Genomic DNA, 16,338 nt, shown 5'->3' on the forward strand with positions numbered 1-16,338 from the left:
TGTAGAAAAAAAGGTTTCGGAATGGTCTCATTCCGAAACCTTTTTGATTTTATTTGTATCAGTTAGAGAATAATAACTGGATAAATACTTGGGAACCCTACCTCTAAAACATATCTCGATCAAGTTTAAATGAAAAAGACACTAATTGTTGCCTTCATTTTACGAAACAAATGGTTCTATGGTACCAGTTGATCTGAAGTAATCATTTCAAATTGATCTCGCTAAATAGAACCATGGTTAGAAAAGCATCCCTATACCTCGAGTTTTAATCCACTATATTAAAACAAAAAAGACTGCAGGTAAAAGGCTCTAATAGCTGGTGTTCGAGATTCCTGCGGGAAAAGCGCGTCCAAGCGAGACCCCGCAGTCGCAATGGCGCCGAGGGCGGACCGCCCCGGAAAGCGAGTGCCCTACGTTCCAATCGGCGGTCAATTTTTAAAAACTTAAAAAGACGTCTGCTCAGAGAACAGACGCTTTTTAATTCAACCGAATTTCCCGTATGTTCCAAATTTTTCTGACATGAAAGGTAGGAACCTGGTAATAATAACAGGGAAAGCATGTAAAGGGGTGAAATCTATGGGGCAAAATCGTCAATTTAAGCCAGGTCAAAAGGCACCGAATAATGGGACCTACGTAGAAATCGGTGAAACGGGCAGCACGGTAGTGAATCCGAAAATGGTAAAGCTGGATGCAGGGGATTCTTTTCCAGAAACATCCAATCATAATCGGATATGGACCTATAAGCGGAAGCCATGAAACATCAAAAAGCAGGAAAAAGGAATGGTCGCCATCCTTCTTCCTGCTTTTTTTCTATTCAGCGGAATAACCGAATATATTCGAGATTTCCAAACAGCTTTTCCTTAAATAGACACTTAAAGGATCTTCATAATGATCAGGAATGTTTTCGGTGAACCCAACGGCAGTGATTGCTCCCAACAATTCCGAATTATAATTAAAAACCGGAATGGACATGGAGGAAACGGATGGTACAAGTGGCTCTTTGGCAAAAGCTATTTTGTATGTCCGAATTTCATCATATTCATTCGTTTCATTAAGGAACGAGCCCGTAACATTACGATCTTTTTCAATCCATTCCGCTGTCAAGGAAGGATCCTGAAATACAGTGAATACCTTTCCGGAAGAGGATGATGGCGGAAGTCGTGTACCTAACTGTGCCCCTATGTTTAAGTTTTGATTGGAATTCCATATTTTTGCCGTGATTGGTCCATCATATGTCCAAACGGAAAAAAGGACCGTGCAGGAAGTATGGTGACTGATTTCCTGTAAATAAGGAGTTATTCTGCTCGTTATATCCTCATTTCCTATCGCTGCCATTCCGTATTGAATCAATTTGCTCCCAAGGTGATACATACCGGTTGTCTTATCGCGATATAGTAACTCAAGTTGAGTCAAAGTATTCAAATACTTATAGAGGTTACTTTTCGTTATCTCCGTTAATTCCTGAATATCAGAGAATCTTAAAGGAGTTCTGTGGGAAGCAAGTAAATCTATGATGCTCATCCCTATTTGTAATGATTGAATCGTCGAACCGGATTTTACGATTTCCATAAATCAATCTCCCTAATCTGTTTTAATTTAGGTCTAGTATATCAGAATATGTAAAATATACATGAAAATCAATAGAAAAACCGCCGGATGCTTGAAGCTATCAATATACGTTCCTATTAAATGAATAACGAACTTTTGGATTCCGCAGTACTGATAATGGTGTAGATGATAACATTTGCACAAAAATTTGCAATACTTTCTTGACAGTATTCCGAAAATTAAGTTATCATTTATATAAATAGTGAACAATGTTATCTATAAGTGAAATAGATAAGGTGTACGTCATTCAAATTCTGGTTTGCGAAGCAAATCCAGCAGAATTAGGATGTTGGCATCAAAAAGAGGTTTTAAAAAAATCCAGATTAATTAAGGAGAATGAATATGAAATTAGTAACGTTCAGCAGTCAAGGATTTAAACGCATCGGTGCAATTTACCCGGAAAATTTAGTCGTTGACTTGAACTATGCCTATCAAGCGCTTCTTGAAAGCGAAGGGAAACTTCGCAGTGAACAAATTGCTGACGCTTATGTCCCTGCAACAATGGAGGAGTTTTTACAGGGAGGGAATGAAAGCCTTTCCATCGCGCAAAAGGCTGCGGACTACGCTATTAACAATCGTGATTCCTTCAGACATCGATTGGTACATGAAATTGAAAATATAAAGCTTGAGGCCCCTGTCCAAAAGCCAAGCAAAATTATTTGTGTCGGCCATAATTACAGTGAACACATTGCTGAAATGGGCCGTGAACTGCCGCCATTCCCTGTAGTATTCGCAAAGTTCGCCAATACAGTTATCGGTCCCCAGGATGATATACCGTTTTTCCCAATCTCGGAACAACTGGATTATGAAGCGGAATTCGCTTTTGTTGTCGGACAAAGGGCACGTAATGTTTCAAAAGAAGATGCTCTTGATTATGTAGCTGGTTATACAATTGCGAATGATGTCACTTACCGTGATATCCAACGGCGTACACTTGAGTGGCTACAAGGGAAAACGGTTGAAGGAAGTGCTCCGATGGGGCCTTGGTTAGTCACTTCCGATGAACTGTCCGATCCATCGGGCTTGAATGTCCGATTAACGGTAAATGGTGAAGAACGCCAAAAAACCAATACATCCAACTTCGTATTCGATGTGAAGTATCTAGTTGAATTCTTATCGAACTTAATGACTCTTGAACCAGGTGACATCGTACTAACAGGAACACCGGGTGGGGTAGGAGTAGCCCGTGATCCACAAGTGTTCTTGAAAGATGGTGACGTTGTCAAAATCGAAATCGACAAAATAGGTTATCTTGAAAACCGTGTGAGACGTGTCGGGGAGGGAGAATAAAATGGCTTATCAGGAAATCGGGACATCAATCCAATCAGTGCAACAATCCATCGACCATATACTTGAGACAACGGCAAACCTACCGGAAGAAACGATCCGATTTAAACCGGCAGAGGATGAATGGTCGATCATGCAGATACTTTCCCATTTAGCTGAAGCCATTCCTTATTGGTTAGGTGAAGTGGAAACTGTAATAGCGATGCCTGGGGCCGAATGGGGGCGTGGATTGCAAGATTCAGCCCGATTGGCGGCGGTTGACGATACAGACAAACTTGCTGTGGATGATGTCATGAAGCAAGTGGAGGAGCTTAAATATAAAGTGGAGAGCGGTCTCGGGAATTTAGATGAAGAAACACTATCTAATGAATCGCCACACCGGAATTTCGCTAAATTCGGAAACAAACCAGTTTCTTATATAGTCGATCACTTCATCGATGAGCATGTTTCAGGACATTATGATCAAATTAAGCGAAATCTTTCTAAAATCCAGTGAGGCAAGATAAAAAAGAAAGTAGGGATTAATATGGCTGAAAAATCGGAATACATGAATAGTACAATCGTAAAAGATTTTACAAAGGATATTCAGCAGTATAACCTTGGGCCGCTGTGGGAAGCCATTCCCGCTCTGATGGACCATGAACCTAAACCTCATGCGCATGCTTATTTATGGAAAGAAGAGCTTTTGACAAAAAAATTGATGGAAGCGGCTGAAATCTTCACACCTGACCGAGGCGGGGAGCGCAGGGCGATTTATTTTCAAAATCCTGGCCTTACTTATCGCCAGCCTTGGGGATGGGCTTCGACAACACAAACGCTTTATGCTGCGGTCCAGCTACTGTTGCCAGGTGAAGTGGCCCCTTCCCACCGTCATTCCCAAAGTGCACTTCGTTTCATTACGGATGGTGAAGGTGCCTACTCCATCGTGCAGGGAGAAAGAATCTTCATGGAAGAAGGGGATTTTTTGATCACGCCTAAAAACTTATGGCATGGTCATGGTCATGTTGGGGAAAAACCAATGATTTGGATGGATGCCCTTGATATCCCAACCATCTATTCCATAGGCGGCACTTTCTTTGAACCATATCCAGATCGGATTGAAACGCCTAAGCGGCCGGATAATTTTTCAGAGCTCCGTTATCAAGGCGGAATGGTTCGTCCAGTATCCGACCGTTATTCACAAGTGGCACCGCTTGCCAACTACAAGTGGAAAGGCACCAAAGCAGCGATAGAAGGATTGATGAATTTTGAACCGGATCCATATGAAGGTTTTGCCGTGGAATATATCAATCCATCAAATGGCCAGACGGCCAATCCGACGATGGGGGCATGGATGCAGAAACTTCCTAAAGGTTTCCATACGAAAGCCCATCGCCATACCCATTCCACGATTTATCAAGTGCACCAAGGATCAGGATATACGGTCATTAATGGAGTGCGTTTTGACTGGTCCAAGGGAGATTATTTCGTCGTTCCGAATTGGGCATGGCATGAGCACGTTGCAGAAGCTGATTCTTACTTATTCTCGGTAAACGACCTACCAATAATGGAAAGATTCGATTTGGAACAGCAACAAGCATTAGACACAAACAATGGGTACCAAAAGGTTGAAAGTGAATTCAAGCCTGTTTTGGTTTGAAAATAATCGGTTTGGAATCTTCAGCTAAGATACTAGTGAATAGATGAATGCCATTCGAATGAAAACGCTTACTGTGGTAGTGGTCTGCAACTTTGGCTAAAAGCAACTAATATAGGGGGAATTGATGATGAACACAGAAAAAAAACCATTCATCGTTATCGGTGGGGGAATTGGCGGATTAGCAACTGCTTTAGGAATCGCAGAAACAAAACAGTATGTAAAAGTCCTGGAACAAGCTCCCGAATTTGGGGAAATTGGTGCAGGGATTCAGCTTGCAGCAAATGCCACCAACGTATTGCAGCGTTTAGGTGTCATGGAAAAAATCAATGATATTGCAGTATTTCCAAAAAGATTGGTGCTGATGGACGCCTTTTCCGGAAAAGAGCTTTCCGCTTTGGATTTAGGTGATGTTTATAAAGAAAGATATGGAGCCCCGTATGTTGTTTTGCATCGTTCCGATTTGCATAAAGTATTGGCTGAAGCCTGTGAAAAGAACCCGTATATCGAACTGGTCACGAATCAAACCATTATTGAGACAGTAGAGTATGAAGGTGAAGTGACGGTTACTTCTGCCAACGGGTCCCAACATTCAGGAGCTGCTGTCATTGGAGCTGATGGATTATGGTCCAAGGCACGGAAACTTTTTGTGGAAGATCAGCCGGTCTGCTCTCAATATGTTGCATACAGGGGAGCGATCCCGATGGAGGAGGTTACGAGCCATGGGGATTTAGATGATGTATACATGTGGATTGGGCCAGACCTTCATCTTGTTCAATATCCGGTTAGAAGGGGAGAACTTTATAACCAAGTAGTGGTTTTCAAAAGTTCTCAATATACGGAAGAAAACGAAAAAACAGATCAATGGGGAACACCGGAAGAAATGGACCGTGTATTTGCCGGAACTTGTGAGCTTGTTCAGAATGCGGTTTCATTCATTCAAAGACAACGCCGTTGGCCGATGTATGACCGTTTCCCAATTGATAATTGGACAAAAGGAAGAATTACGCTTATGGGCGATGCGGCACATCCGATGCTTCAATACTTGGCACAAGGTGCTTGCCAGGCTTTAGAAGATGCAGCTTATTTGTCTGATATGCTCCATAAGCATGGGAATGACATTGAACAGGCATTTTTGGAATACCAGGAGGAACGCATTCCACGTACGGCTAATGTTCAAACGAGTGCAAGAATGTGGGGGGAAATCATCCACAATACGACCGATGCAGGCATTCTGCTCCGAGATACGATCCTTGCTGGTCGGACGGAAAGGGATTTCCAATTCGTCGATGAATTTCATGGTTACAATAAAACGGCCGTGAAAGCATAAACCATTTTGTTTCATCCATAAAGGAATGTATCCATGTTACAAATGGTTCTGCCTTTCTTCTATATGAAGAAAGGCTCAGTTTGTAGACAAAAGGGGTTTGGAATTAAAAAATTCCGAACCCCTTTTAAAATTCCCTTGAAATTTTGACCAAGGGATAAGAGATTTGGGCTCTCGAGCCATTATGATAAGCCATTTTAGGACCCTTTCCATGTCCAAGTGGATCATCTGCGTCATCATCAAGATGTAAAACCTATATATGCGACGCAAAGAAACGATTAAGCGTGTATTCGCAGATGCAAAAGAAAAGCATGGTATGCGTTGGACTACTTTAAGGGTACTTGAAAAATTGTCGATGCAAGCGATGCTTACTTTCGCTGCCATTAATTTAAAGAAGATGGATCCTCATCACCTCAAGTTTTAATAGTTCTATTTTAAAACAAAAAAGACTGTAGGCAAAAGGAGTTCTATCTGAAATTTTAAACATAGTTGATTGGAGCGGGTGTGCGAGACTCCTGCGGGAATAGCGAGTCCAAGGGAGACCCCACAGGCGCAAGTGCGCCGAGGAGGCTCCCGGACCGCCCGCGGAAAGCGAGTGCCCTACGTTCCAATCAACGTCCAAATTTGTACGGTCTCTGAGCCTTTCTTTTTATAACTTTCCTTTACATGGGGAGAATTAGAAGTATAATGAAAATATAAAGGTCAAAATTGGTCAAACCCAGTGGGGATTCGTTCATGATATAGATGAATGGGAGGTTTCAAGATGGATATTGATAAAATGACGGAGAGAACCCAACAGGCATTCACTGGCGGTCAGGAGCTAGCCAATGAAAGAGGGAATCCCGAGCTGACGGAGCTTCATTTATTAAAGGCCTTAATGGAGCAGGATGAAAGTTTATTAATCAGGATTTTATCGGAATCTGGTAAATCGGTGAATCTATTTGATATAGAGCTGAATAAGGAATTGGATAGATTACCGGAAGTGAGCGGGGGTGTTTCCCAGGTTTACATGTCATCCTCCCTACAGCAAATTCTGACGGCTGCCGAAAAGAAAATGCAGAAGTGGGAGGATGAATACTTATCTGTCGAACATATACTGCTTGCGTCTTTGCAAGTCAATAGAACGAATGTAAACAGGCTATTTTCATCATATGGAATTGATTATGATAAAGCAAAACGGGTTATAAGCGATATAAGGGGGAATCAGCGAGTGACTAGTCAAAATCCTGAAAGCACTTATGAAGTACTGAAAAAATACGGCAGAGATCTCGTTGCTGAGGTTAAATCGGGTAAGGTCGATCCAGTAATCGGTCGAGATACGGAAATCCGTAACGTCATCCGGATCCTTTCACGAAAAACGAAAAATAATCCTGTATTAATAGGAGAACCTGGAGTAGGTAAAACAGCGATTGTCGAGGGGTTGGCTCAAAGGATCGTCAGGAAGGATGTGCCGGAAGGTTTAAAGGATAAGACCGTTTTTTCACTCGATATGAGTGCACTTGTCGCAGGGGCCAAATTCCGAGGTGAATTTGAGGAACGCCTAAAAGCGGTGTTGAATGAGATCAAGAAGAGTGATGGGAAAATTCTCTTATTCATTGATGAATTGCATACAATTGTCGGTGCAGGAAGAACGGATGGCGCCCTTGATGCCGGAAATATGTTAAAGCCGATGCTTGCGCGCGGTGAGCTGCATTGTATCGGTGCAACGACCCTTGATGAATATCGGCAATATATTGAAAAGGATCCGGCTTTGGAACGCCGTTTCCAACAGGTTCTGGTTCCTGAACCGGATGTTGAAGATACGATTTCAATTTTGCGGGGATTAAAGGAACGGTTTGAAATTCATCATGGCGTCAGGATACATGATCGGGCGATCGTTGCAGCCTCTGTCCTTTCGAACCGATATATAACGGAACGATTTTTACCGGATAAAGCGATCGATCTAGTGGATGAAGCTTGTGCGATGATCCGCATGGAAATCGACTCCATGCCATCCGAGTTGGATGAAATCACGAGAAAAGTCATGCAACTTGAAATTGAAGAAGCGGCCCTGAAAAATGAAGACGACCCTCAAAGCAAAGCAAGGCTGGAAGGGCTTCAAAAAGAACTATCAGAACTTCAGGATCAAGCGAATAGCATGAAATCCAAGTGGCAAATGGAGAAATCAGCGCTTCAAAAGGTGCAGGACAAACGTGAAGAGCTTGAGAAACTGCGTCATGAACTGGAACAGGCAGAGAATGACTATGACCTTAACCGGGCAGCTGAACTTCGGCATGGAAGGATTCCGCAGCTTCAAAAAGAATTGGAAGCAATGGAAGACGAATTGGAAAAGGAAAAACAGGAATCACGATTGCTTCGCCAGGAAGTGACGGAGGAGGAAATTGCCTCGATTGTGGCAAGGTGGACAGGGATTCCGGTAAGCAAGCTGGTGGAAAGTGAAAGGGAGAAGCTGCTTCGCCTATCAGATATCCTGCATGAACGGGTAATCGGTCAAGGAGAAGCGGTGGAACTCGTATCCGATGCTGTTTTAAGAGCAAGGGCTGGAATAAAAGATCCAAACAGACCAATCGGTTCATTCATTTTTCTTGGGCCGACTGGTGTCGGTAAAACCGAATTGGTAAAAGCTTTGGCAGAAACATTATTCGATAGTGAGGAACATATGATTCGAATTGATATGTCGGAATATATGGAGAAACATTCCGTGTCCCGACTTGTTGGTGCACCTCCCGGTTATGTTGGATTTGAGGAAGGCGGCCAGCTTACGGAGGCTGTTAGGAGAAACCCCTACTCAGTCATATTATTGGACGAAATTGAAAAGGCGCATCCGGAAGTCTTCAATATTTTACTGCAAATGTTGGATGATGGAAGAATAACAGACTCCCAAGGCAGAACAATCAACTGTAAAAATACGGTGATCATCATGACTTCCAATATCGGTTCCCATTTCTTATTGCAATCCAACCGGGTGGATGGTGGCATTGAAGAAGAAATAAAAGATCAGGTCTTTAAAGAATTAAGAGGGCATTTCCGTCCGGAATTTTTGAATCGAGTTGATGATATTGTTTTATTCAAACCTCTGACAAAACAAGAAATCGTTGAAATCGTAGATAAAATGGTTCATCAATTACAAGTGAGGTTAACTGAACAAAATATAGTCCTCAACGTCACAAAAGCGGCTAAAGAATTCATTGCGGACCAGGGATATGATCCGGTATATGGAGCAAGACCGCTGAAGCGATTCATCCAAAAGCATCTCGAAACGAAAATCGCCCGTAAAATCATAGCTGGGACTGTTGAGCTTAAAGAAGGAATCACGATTGATTATGATCATGATGAATTGGTCCTCATATAAAAACGTCGCCATGCAGTTTACCCGTAAGCAAAGTATGGTATAACAAAAAGGACATCCTAAAGGATGTCCTCTTTTGCTTCTTAGTGTTGATGGGAGTCTTTAGCTGGCCCAGCAGGCAAGATAGCAGGGATGATAAGAATCAGGATAGCAGCAGCCAATCCTAAAATAGTTCCCTGCGCAGCATCGTATGAAACTCCGATCATGGAAGAAACAACATATACAGTCATATGCACTAATAAGAATGTCCAAAAAATTGTCCAAGCATAACGCATCGAATTTCACCTCATTCCACTACATTCATTTTTATCTTACCATAATTAATATACAGTTAAAACGTGTTTTTAATAATAACCTTTAAATTATTCAATACATTAAATCATAAGAGAATTTTTTTTGGCATACAAGTTGGTTCAAAACTTCAAAAAGGAAATTATAGGGGAAAATAAAAACAAAAATCGTCCCTGCTTGCTTAATTTAAGATAAGAAGTTAGGCGTTTCCACTGACCCTTTCTATTTTTCGTCATAAATTAATATAGTAGTAATATTCCATAAAGGAGTTAGAACGATGGAACAACGAACTTTTCAAATTGATGACCAGTGGAATATCATCTATTATCCAGAGCGGCCCAGTGGTTTTTCCGTAATGGTAATTGGAGACCGCAGTCATTTTGTCGAAAAAGACAGCAGCTTTTGGCTGCAGCATCCTGGGAGGCTGCAGATATTGGAATATTTAAAGGAATACGGATACACGCTGTTTTCATCCAATTTTCACGGAGCCAACTGGGGCAGTCCTAAAGCACTGGACCTTTCCCTTAACCTATATATTCTTTTCATGAAAAAAGAAATAGTCAATCAAAGGGTTCATATATTGGCAGAGGGGACAGGCGCACTACTTGCCCTAAAGCTAATGAATGAACTTGGAAATAAAATTCGGTCTGTCGTATTGATTGATCCGGTTTTTTCCTTGAAAGCACAATTGGAGAAAGAAAAGGAAAATAAGTTCTTCTATAAAAAGTGGCTGTCCGAGGTTGCTGCTGCATATGAGCTTGAGCCTGCGGAATGTGAGCAGCATATCCTGGACACTGAAGATTCAGTAATCGCAGAGAATATCCCCATGAAAGTGATTCAGGTTTTTGGAAGCTTACGGAAAGAGCAAGCCTCCCTTTATCGGCAAATCCAGCTGGCAAGAAAAGCAGACCTGCAGCTGACGTATATATTGCCCGAAAAACGTTATAAAATCCCCTATCAAATACAAAAGTTTTTCAATGAGAATGAAGAGATTTTATGAGAAGAGATATATTTTTACAATAGTTTGCATACGATACAGCATCTAAAAAAACTAGACGTGCCAGGTGAAGTGGGCTTGATGGCATACGAGGAGGCTGTATTTATGCAAACAAACATTGTCATTGGCACTTATCGATTTGTGGGATTCTATGTGACTCAATATTTTTTGAACCAAGGGAAAGAAGTAATTGGAATCGATTGGGATGATTCCGAAGCAAATCAATATATTATGGAAGAAAAAGAACTTGAAATAGGAAGGAATTCAAATTTTATATACTTTCCGATAAATAAACTTAAATTATTGGATATTTCACAGGAGGACACGGTGTTCATCTCTTGCTACGATATTCAAAGCGGCAAAATGGGGAAAATCGATTTTCTGATAGGCGAAATCGTTTCCTTCATTGAGAAATTCAAAAATGGCAAGAATGAAACGCCCAATTTCGTTCTTTTCATGCCCATTGAAAAAGATGTCAGTATTTTTCATTCCATATTAAGCTCGATTCGTGAAATTGATTCCGCAAAAATCATATTTTTACCGACGATTTATGGACCTTGGCAATCGGAAGGCATGAGCTTTGAAGCTGGAATCAATCAGCTTGGGCAGTCTGATATCAAAGCGGCAATTGCTGCCGAATATACCTTTGATGCTCTCTATATCACTGACTTTGTTAATGCTTTGGAAGCGGTCCTAACCTCAGGTTCCGATAGGGACATCCAATTGTGCAGCTCTATTGATGATCATTGGAATGAATGTGCCAAGCTAATATTTGATGAAAGCATGGATTCATTCACTCCCCAACAATCAACAACTAAAATCAATAAAGGAACAATATTTGAAGTGCAATGCAAAATGGAACCGGAAGAAGGCATTGCATTACAAAAAAAACATAATAAACGATTAAACTTACTTAAAAAGTGGAGAAAGCGTGATTAAAAAAATATTTTCGTTATTTGAGAAGAACAAAACGGTATATTTGCCTCTAATCTATATGTCTTGTACTATAATGTACAAGGATAGGAAAAACATCAAAAGATATCCATGATTTTATATGTGCGCCCTTTACGAAAGGGTTCTGTGGAATTATGATATTATTGAGCTTTATTTAGGCATCATAAATCAATTGATGAATATTCAAAAGATAGGGGGAAACGCGAATGAGTTCAGATAAAACTCTTGAATTTATGGGAATCGCCATGAAATACTTCCCAGAGGCTAAAGCGAAGCTTGAGGCAAGCGGGATTCCATTTTCAATGGAGATGGCAGAGCCATTCATGGAGCTCTTTAAAAGCGTAATGCAAGAAGCTTATGAGCTTGGCAAACAAGATGCTCAGCGTTAATTAAAGGCAGGCTGTCCCGATAAAGGGCAGCCTTAATTTTTTTATTCTTTTTTCAAGAACTTGGCAATCAATGGATCCAGATTGATTTTATCAATGGTCGGTTTGTATTGACTGTACAAGCCCATCAATGTTTCAACGCTCGCCATCAATTGCAAGTAATCAACCTTCGATTCCTCTTGCTCCGGTTCGGGTTTCTTGCCAAACATCAAATTCGAAAAATGATCATCCGGGTTTCTTTCGCGGTTGCGATTGAAAATGTCCACAATGAGTCCTCCTTTACTCCTTTTATTTATAATGTATGTCCCTGAATTTCCCCTGGCATAGGCACTTGACCGACTTCCGAAAGAGATTTCTTTAGCCTTTCAAATTGTTAACTCTTGCAAGGAAGTCTTTTTTTATATAAAATTAGTACCAGGTAATAATAGATGATTATAATAACTCATTAAAATATAAGGGGATGGCAAGATGAATGCTGGAATACTAGGGCTTGGCCGCTACTTACCCGACAAAATCGTTACAAATGCGGATTTAGAAAAAATTATGGACACTTCTGACGAGTGGATCCGGACCAGGACGGGTATCGAGGAAAGAAGAATTGCAAATGATGATATTGATACTTCAGATATGGCTTATGAAGCCGCAAAGGCTGCATTGAAAAATGCGGAAATTTCGGCTGAAGAGATAGATATGATTCTTGTGGCTACCGTTACACCTGATCAGTCGTTTCCTTCTGTCGCTTGCATGATTCAAGAGAAATTGGGAGCGATGAAGGCAGCGGCAATGGATGTAAGTGCGGCATGTGCCGGATTTATGTATGCAATGATCACGGCACAGCAATTTATTAAGACAGGTGCATATAAGCATGTGTTGATTGTCGGTGTTGAAAAACTTTCGAAAGTAACCAATTGGGAAGACCGTAATACTGCTGTCCTTTTTGGTGACGGAGCGGGTGCAGCTGTACTTGGACCTGTATCTGATGGCAAAGGTGTCCTTTCCTTTGAATTAGGCGCAGATGGAACTGGCGGGAAGCACTTATTACAGGAAGGAGATTTCATTCATATGAATGGACGTGAAGTATTTAAATTTGCTGTCCGTCAGATGGGGGAATCCAGCCTGGGTGTATTGGACAAAGCTGGTTTGACAAAGGAAGATGTGGATCTGCTTGTTCCGCATCAAGCAAACATACGCATAATGGAAGCCTCAAGGGAACGCCTGGGTCTCCCGCTTGAAAAAATGACAAAAACGGTTCATAAATATGGAAATACTTCATCAGCGTCCATTCCAATGGCCCTTGTGGAAGAAATGGAAGCGGGAAGAATCAAGGACAATGACTTAATCGTCATGGTCGGTTTTGGTGGTGGCCTTACATGGGGAGCGATCGCTCTTAGGTGGGGTAAATAAAAGAAGAAACAAATCGTAAGAGCCTTAAAAATAGGAAGGAGCCATTTTCAATGACTAATCGTCGTGTAGTTGTAACAGGTATTGGAGCAATCTCTCCAGTTGGTAATGATGCAGAAACTGGATGGAAGAATATAATCGAGGGGAAATCGGGAATAGGGCCTTTAACTCGTTTGAATGCTGAAGAATATCCCGTTAAAGTGGCTGCTGAAATCAAGGACTTTGATATAGAAACATATATAAATCGTAAAGAAGCTCGCAAAATGGACCGTTTTACGCATTATGCAATTGCGGCTTCCGTTATGGCATATAATGATAGCAAGCTGGAAATAACCGATGAAAATGCTGCACGTGTCGGGGTCTGGATCGGTTCGGGTATCGGCGGGCTGGAGACACTTGAAACACAGCATGAAAACTTTTTAAACAGGGGATATAAACGGGTTAGCCCATTTTTCGTTCCAATGATGATACCGGACATGGCAGCCGGCCAGGTTTCTATCTTACTGGGTGCAAAAGGAATCAATTCATGTACGGTAACAGCCTGTGCAACAGGAACAAACTCAATTGGTGATGCGTTTAAAGCCATTCAACGGGGCGATGCCGATGTCATGATTACAGGCGGGGCAGAAGCGCCAATCACAAAAATGTCGGTTGCAGGCTTCTGTGCAAATACGGCTTTATCGACAAATCCTGATCCACAAACCGCTAGCCGTCCTTTCGATCTTAACCGTGATGGTTTCGTAATAGGTGAAGGAGCTGGAATCATCGTTCTGGAAGACCTTGAACATGCATTGAATAGAGGAGCCAATATTTATGCTGAAATAGCTGGTTATGGCTCAACTGGAGATGCCTTCCATATTACCGCTCCGGCACCAGGTGGAGAGGGCGGTGCAAGAGCCATGAAAATTGCAATTGAGGATGCAGGTTTGAATCCGGAAGACATCCAATATGTGAATGCCCATGGAACGAGTACGCCATACAATGACAAATACGAAACGATGGCAGTCAAAGAAGTCTTTGGCGACCATGCTAATAAACTTGCGATAAGTTCCACTAAATCAATGACAGGCCATATGTTAGGTGCAGCAGGCGGTGTGGAAGCAATATTCACGATTCAGGCAATCAGGGACAGCATTTTGCCTCCAACCATCAATATTGAAACACCAGACCCTGAGTGTGATTTGGACTATGTCCCGAATCAAGCAAGGAAGGGCGAAATCAATGCAGCCATCAGCAATTCACTTGGATTCGGTGGACATAACGCAACGATTCTTTTCAAGAAATATCAATAAGTTTTGAAGGAAGAGCAGATCTTTTTGGGATCTGCTCTTTTTTAGGTTAAAGGGAAAAGGGGTATATTGTGTCATCCGCCTTCATTAAATCATACGATAGTCAATAGAAGCGGAGGTGTTTGGGGAAATGGGAGTCATTTCAACCAATGAATGGATGAGGAAGGATTTCAACCGGCCGATCCAGATGATGGAAAGACTTAAAAGCAATTTCAACGATACCCTTGATGCTGAAATGATGTATCATCATTTATTGAAGCATGGCATGTATTCGCCGAATCAAAAAACAAAACTCACATGGGAAGACTTACAGGAAAACGATGTATGGGAAAAAACACAAAGCTTGTTTACAGCTTATAAGAAGCTATGGGGAGGGCCTGATGTTCCCATATATATTTTCCCGCTCATGTCTACAGGGATATGGAATAAAAAAGTTGAAACGAAATCAGGGTTGGCCTTTAAAGATAAACTATTCCTTTTTTACGGAAAGGGGATAGCCGAAAAGGAAATGGAGGCCCTGTTGATTCATGAATACCATCATGTTTGCCGTCTGCATCATTTGAAAAAAGACCAAAAAGAATTCACTCTCCTTGATACGATGATCATGGAAGGACTGGCGGAAAGAACGGTGGGAAAATATTTAGGAACAAAATATTTAGCGAATTGGACTAAGTTATATCAGGAAGATAAACTACGAGAATATTGGAGAAAGCATTTAGAGGAAAAGCACACGATAAAACGTACAGATCCTCTGCATGATGTACTTCTGCTTGGGGCAAAAGGATATCCATATATGCTTGGATACTGTAGTGGCTATTACCTGGTGAAAAATTTTGAAAAACTCTCCGTGAAAAGATCATTCATTATTCAATCTGAAGAATTCTTATCAAAATAGAGCTAATATATACGTTCTTTTTTTCTTAATCTGTTTTCTAGAATAGGAATAAATTGTATGGTTCCTGCCTATACTGATTGACAAACAGAAATTTGTTTAAGTGAGGGATGAATGATGCTATATCTTCATGATGTATGGGTTAACTGGTTTGAAGGAGAAGAAAACGGCTATAATATTTGTCATTTTCATGAATGGAGGAAAGATGACGGGATCGAACTACTAGATCAAGTTCCTTTGTTGAAAGTGTCATCAACATTGTTCCACTACATAGAAAACGACTTGTCAGAATTACCTAAGCCATTGCTGAATGATGTTTATCAAAAAGCATATGCAAGGAAAAATCATGAGCGAATTCAGCTTGACTATTGTTTTATCGTGACTGACGGAAATGGAATTTTAGCTGTTGATACGATAGGTTATCATATTCCGATTAGGAAAAGCAGAATAATTCCCCGGCAGGAACAAATTGTTTATGACATGATAGAAAACCATGATGAGATGGATTACACCTTTACTGAAAAACCTACATCTGAGAAAGAATATCATATTTTGTCGCCGTCTCCCTTATTCATGAACGGTTTGACAAGAAAAGAAAGACAGCTTAAGCAATTGCTATTCATGGCCATGGATCAATTATTCACGGCGAAAAACACTGCTGAAATCCGCTATTGGTACACAGAATGGGCCCCTGAGAAATATGAAAGCATTCAAGAAATGGATTTTCAGATAGCTTGGCTTGAGTTATATGAGGAAATGAAGGAAGGCTGGTCAGAGAAGCACCTTCAACTTTGTGAAAACCTTGTGAAGGGGCAGCCTTTTTTTGAAAAGCTTTGGCAAGTGGAGGCTGGCGATAGCCCATCGATATTATGAACAAAAAAGACGATCCGTTGAGGATAAGTCTCAGACTGTAGACAGACT

Annotated in this window: 16 protein-coding genes and 1 pseudogene; 14 read left to right on the top strand and 3 right to left on the bottom strand. The window is 41.3% G+C overall.

Annotation, left to right across the window (positions count from 1 at the left end; translation table 11 throughout):
* Window positions 1-576 precede the first annotated feature (576 nt).
* Entirely contained in the window at window positions 577-756 is a 180-nt protein-coding gene (locus OTG27_RS07835; RefSeq protein WP_034314546.1) for a YjzC family protein, read from the top strand.
* Window positions 757-810: 54 nt separating this feature from the next.
* On the opposite strand, the gene OTG27_RS07840 is transcribed toward OTG27_RS07835, so the two are convergent.
* Window positions 811-1,569, bottom strand: a complete 759-nt coding sequence (locus tag OTG27_RS07840) for an IclR family transcriptional regulator (protein WP_034314544.1) — start codon at window positions 1,567-1,569, stop codon at window positions 811-813.
* Between the two features lie 381 nt (window positions 1,570-1,950).
* Between OTG27_RS07840 and OTG27_RS07845 the strand changes: the two genes are divergently transcribed.
* From OTG27_RS07845 to clpB, 6 genes and pseudogenes are all read left to right on the top strand, one after another.
* Window positions 1,951-2,898 carry a fumarylacetoacetate hydrolase family protein gene (locus OTG27_RS07845; protein ID WP_268936658.1) on the top strand — a complete coding sequence of 316 codons (948 nt, stop codon included), beginning with the start codon at window positions 1,951-1,953 and terminating at the stop codon, window positions 2,896-2,898.
* Window position 2,899: 1 nt separating this feature from the next.
* Entirely contained in the window at window positions 2,900-3,391 is a 492-nt protein-coding gene (locus OTG27_RS07850) for a DinB family protein (RefSeq protein ID WP_268936659.1), read from the top strand.
* A gap of 30 nt (window positions 3,392-3,421) precedes the next feature.
* On the top strand, window positions 3,422-4,534 hold the full coding sequence (locus OTG27_RS07855) for a cupin domain-containing protein (RefSeq protein ID WP_057275854.1): 1,113 nt from the start codon (window positions 3,422-3,424) through the stop codon (window positions 4,532-4,534).
* Between the two features lie 127 nt (window positions 4,535-4,661).
* The gene (locus OTG27_RS07860) at window positions 4,662-5,861 is read left to right on the top strand and encodes an FAD-dependent monooxygenase (protein ID WP_268936660.1); all 1,200 of its coding nucleotides are present in this window, start codon (window positions 4,662-4,664) and stop codon (window positions 5,859-5,861) included.
* Between the two features lie 213 nt (window positions 5,862-6,074).
* Window positions 6,075-6,282 (top strand): annotated as a pseudogene (locus OTG27_RS07865) (transposase); the annotation flags it as partial.
* 339 nt (window positions 6,283-6,621) lie between these two features.
* The gene (gene clpB / locus OTG27_RS07870; protein ID WP_268936661.1) at window positions 6,622-9,210 is read left to right on the top strand and encodes an ATP-dependent chaperone ClpB; all 2,589 of its coding nucleotides are present in this window, start codon (window positions 6,622-6,624) and stop codon (window positions 9,208-9,210) included.
* Window positions 9,211-9,290: 80 nt separating this feature from the next.
* Here clpB and OTG27_RS07875 read toward each other — a convergent pair whose 3' ends face one another.
* Window positions 9,291-9,482, bottom strand: a complete 192-nt coding sequence (locus OTG27_RS07875) for a YjzD family protein (RefSeq protein ID WP_034314532.1) — start codon at window positions 9,480-9,482, stop codon at window positions 9,291-9,293.
* 293 nt (window positions 9,483-9,775) lie between these two features.
* Here OTG27_RS07875 and OTG27_RS07880 point away from each other — a divergent pair, with 293 nt between their 5' ends.
* From OTG27_RS07880 to OTG27_RS07890, 3 genes are all read left to right on the top strand, one after another.
* On the top strand, window positions 9,776-10,498 hold the full coding sequence (locus OTG27_RS07880) for an alpha/beta fold hydrolase (RefSeq protein ID WP_057275858.1): 723 nt from the start codon (window positions 9,776-9,778) through the stop codon (window positions 10,496-10,498).
* 102 nt (window positions 10,499-10,600) lie between these two features.
* Window positions 10,601-11,434 carry a hypothetical protein gene (locus OTG27_RS07885; RefSeq protein WP_057275859.1) on the top strand — a complete coding sequence of 278 codons (834 nt, stop codon included), beginning with the start codon at window positions 10,601-10,603 and terminating at the stop codon, window positions 11,432-11,434.
* A gap of 221 nt (window positions 11,435-11,655) precedes the next feature.
* Window positions 11,656-11,838: a ComZ family protein gene (locus OTG27_RS07890; protein ID WP_034314525.1), complete on the top strand. Its 183-nt coding sequence runs from the start codon at window positions 11,656-11,658 to the stop codon at window positions 11,836-11,838.
* A gap of 41 nt (window positions 11,839-11,879) precedes the next feature.
* On the opposite strand, the gene OTG27_RS07895 is transcribed toward OTG27_RS07890, so the two are convergent.
* Window positions 11,880-12,101, bottom strand: coding sequence for a hypothetical protein (locus OTG27_RS07895; RefSeq protein ID WP_106026596.1), 222 nt, complete (start codon window positions 12,099-12,101; stop codon window positions 11,880-11,882).
* 202 nt (window positions 12,102-12,303) lie between these two features.
* Between OTG27_RS07895 and OTG27_RS07900 the strand changes: the two genes are divergently transcribed.
* The 4 genes from OTG27_RS07900 to OTG27_RS07915 all read left to right on the top strand — a co-directional run bounded on the left by OTG27_RS07900 (window position 12,304) and on the right by OTG27_RS07915 (window position 16,290).
* Window positions 12,304-13,239 (top strand): beta-ketoacyl-ACP synthase III, encoded by a 936-nt coding sequence (locus OTG27_RS07900; protein WP_034314519.1) that lies wholly within the window; start codon window positions 12,304-12,306, stop codon window positions 13,237-13,239.
* A gap of 50 nt (window positions 13,240-13,289) precedes the next feature.
* Entirely contained in the window at window positions 13,290-14,528 is a 1,239-nt protein-coding gene (gene fabF / locus OTG27_RS07905; protein WP_057275861.1) for a beta-ketoacyl-ACP synthase II, read from the top strand.
* Between the two features lie 127 nt (window positions 14,529-14,655).
* Window positions 14,656-15,420, top strand: a complete 765-nt coding sequence (locus OTG27_RS07910; protein ID WP_268936662.1) for a DUF2268 domain-containing putative Zn-dependent protease — start codon at window positions 14,656-14,658, stop codon at window positions 15,418-15,420.
* 114 nt (window positions 15,421-15,534) lie between these two features.
* The gene (locus tag OTG27_RS07915) at window positions 15,535-16,290 is read left to right on the top strand and encodes a YjbA family protein (protein WP_034314514.1); all 756 of its coding nucleotides are present in this window, start codon (window positions 15,535-15,537) and stop codon (window positions 16,288-16,290) included.
* Window positions 16,291-16,338 lie beyond the last annotated feature (48 nt).

This window comes from Peribacillus sp. AS_2 (genome assembly GCF_026891895.1).
Taxonomy (GTDB): Bacteria; Bacillota; Bacilli; order Bacillales; family DSM-1321; genus Peribacillus; species Peribacillus frigoritolerans.

What these genes read in the sequence shown, in the direction of transcription:
- OTG27_RS07855 (WP_057275854.1), top strand. Translation starts at nt 3,422, where the DNA reads ATGGCTGAAAAATCGGAATACATGAATAGTACAATCGTAAAAGATTTT.
- OTG27_RS07890 (WP_034314525.1), top strand. Translation starts at nt 11,656, where the DNA reads ATGAGTTCAGATAAAACTCTTGAATTTATGGGAATCGCCATGAAATAC.
- OTG27_RS07850 (WP_268936659.1), top strand. Translation starts at nt 2,900, where the DNA reads ATGGCTTATCAGGAAATCGGGACATCAATCCAATCAGTGCAACAATCC.
- OTG27_RS07915 (WP_034314514.1), top strand. Translation starts at nt 15,535, where the DNA reads ATGCTATATCTTCATGATGTATGGGTTAACTGGTTTGAAGGAGAAGAA.
- clpB (WP_268936661.1), top strand. Translation starts at nt 6,622, where the DNA reads ATGGATATTGATAAAATGACGGAGAGAACCCAACAGGCATTCACTGGC.
- OTG27_RS07900 (WP_034314519.1), top strand. Translation starts at nt 12,304, where the DNA reads ATGAATGCTGGAATACTAGGGCTTGGCCGCTACTTACCCGACAAAATC.
- OTG27_RS07910 (WP_268936662.1), top strand. Translation starts at nt 14,656, where the DNA reads ATGGGAGTCATTTCAACCAATGAATGGATGAGGAAGGATTTCAACCGG.
- OTG27_RS07835 (WP_034314546.1), top strand. Translation starts at nt 577, where the DNA reads ATGGGGCAAAATCGTCAATTTAAGCCAGGTCAAAAGGCACCGAATAAT.
- OTG27_RS07885 (WP_057275859.1), top strand. Translation starts at nt 10,601, where the DNA reads ATGCAAACAAACATTGTCATTGGCACTTATCGATTTGTGGGATTCTAT.
- OTG27_RS07840 (WP_034314544.1), bottom strand. Translation starts at nt 1,569, where the DNA reads ATGGAAATCGTAAAATCCGGTTCGACGATTCAATCATTACAAATAGGG.
- OTG27_RS07860 (WP_268936660.1), top strand. Translation starts at nt 4,662, where the DNA reads ATGAACACAGAAAAAAAACCATTCATCGTTATCGGTGGGGGAATTGGC.
- OTG27_RS07845 (WP_268936658.1), top strand. Translation starts at nt 1,951, where the DNA reads ATGAAATTAGTAACGTTCAGCAGTCAAGGATTTAAACGCATCGGTGCA.
- OTG27_RS07875 (WP_034314532.1), bottom strand. Translation starts at nt 9,482, where the DNA reads ATGCGTTATGCTTGGACAATTTTTTGGACATTCTTATTAGTGCATATG.
- OTG27_RS07880 (WP_057275858.1), top strand. Translation starts at nt 9,776, where the DNA reads ATGGAACAACGAACTTTTCAAATTGATGACCAGTGGAATATCATCTAT.
- fabF (WP_057275861.1), top strand. Translation starts at nt 13,290, where the DNA reads ATGACTAATCGTCGTGTAGTTGTAACAGGTATTGGAGCAATCTCTCCA.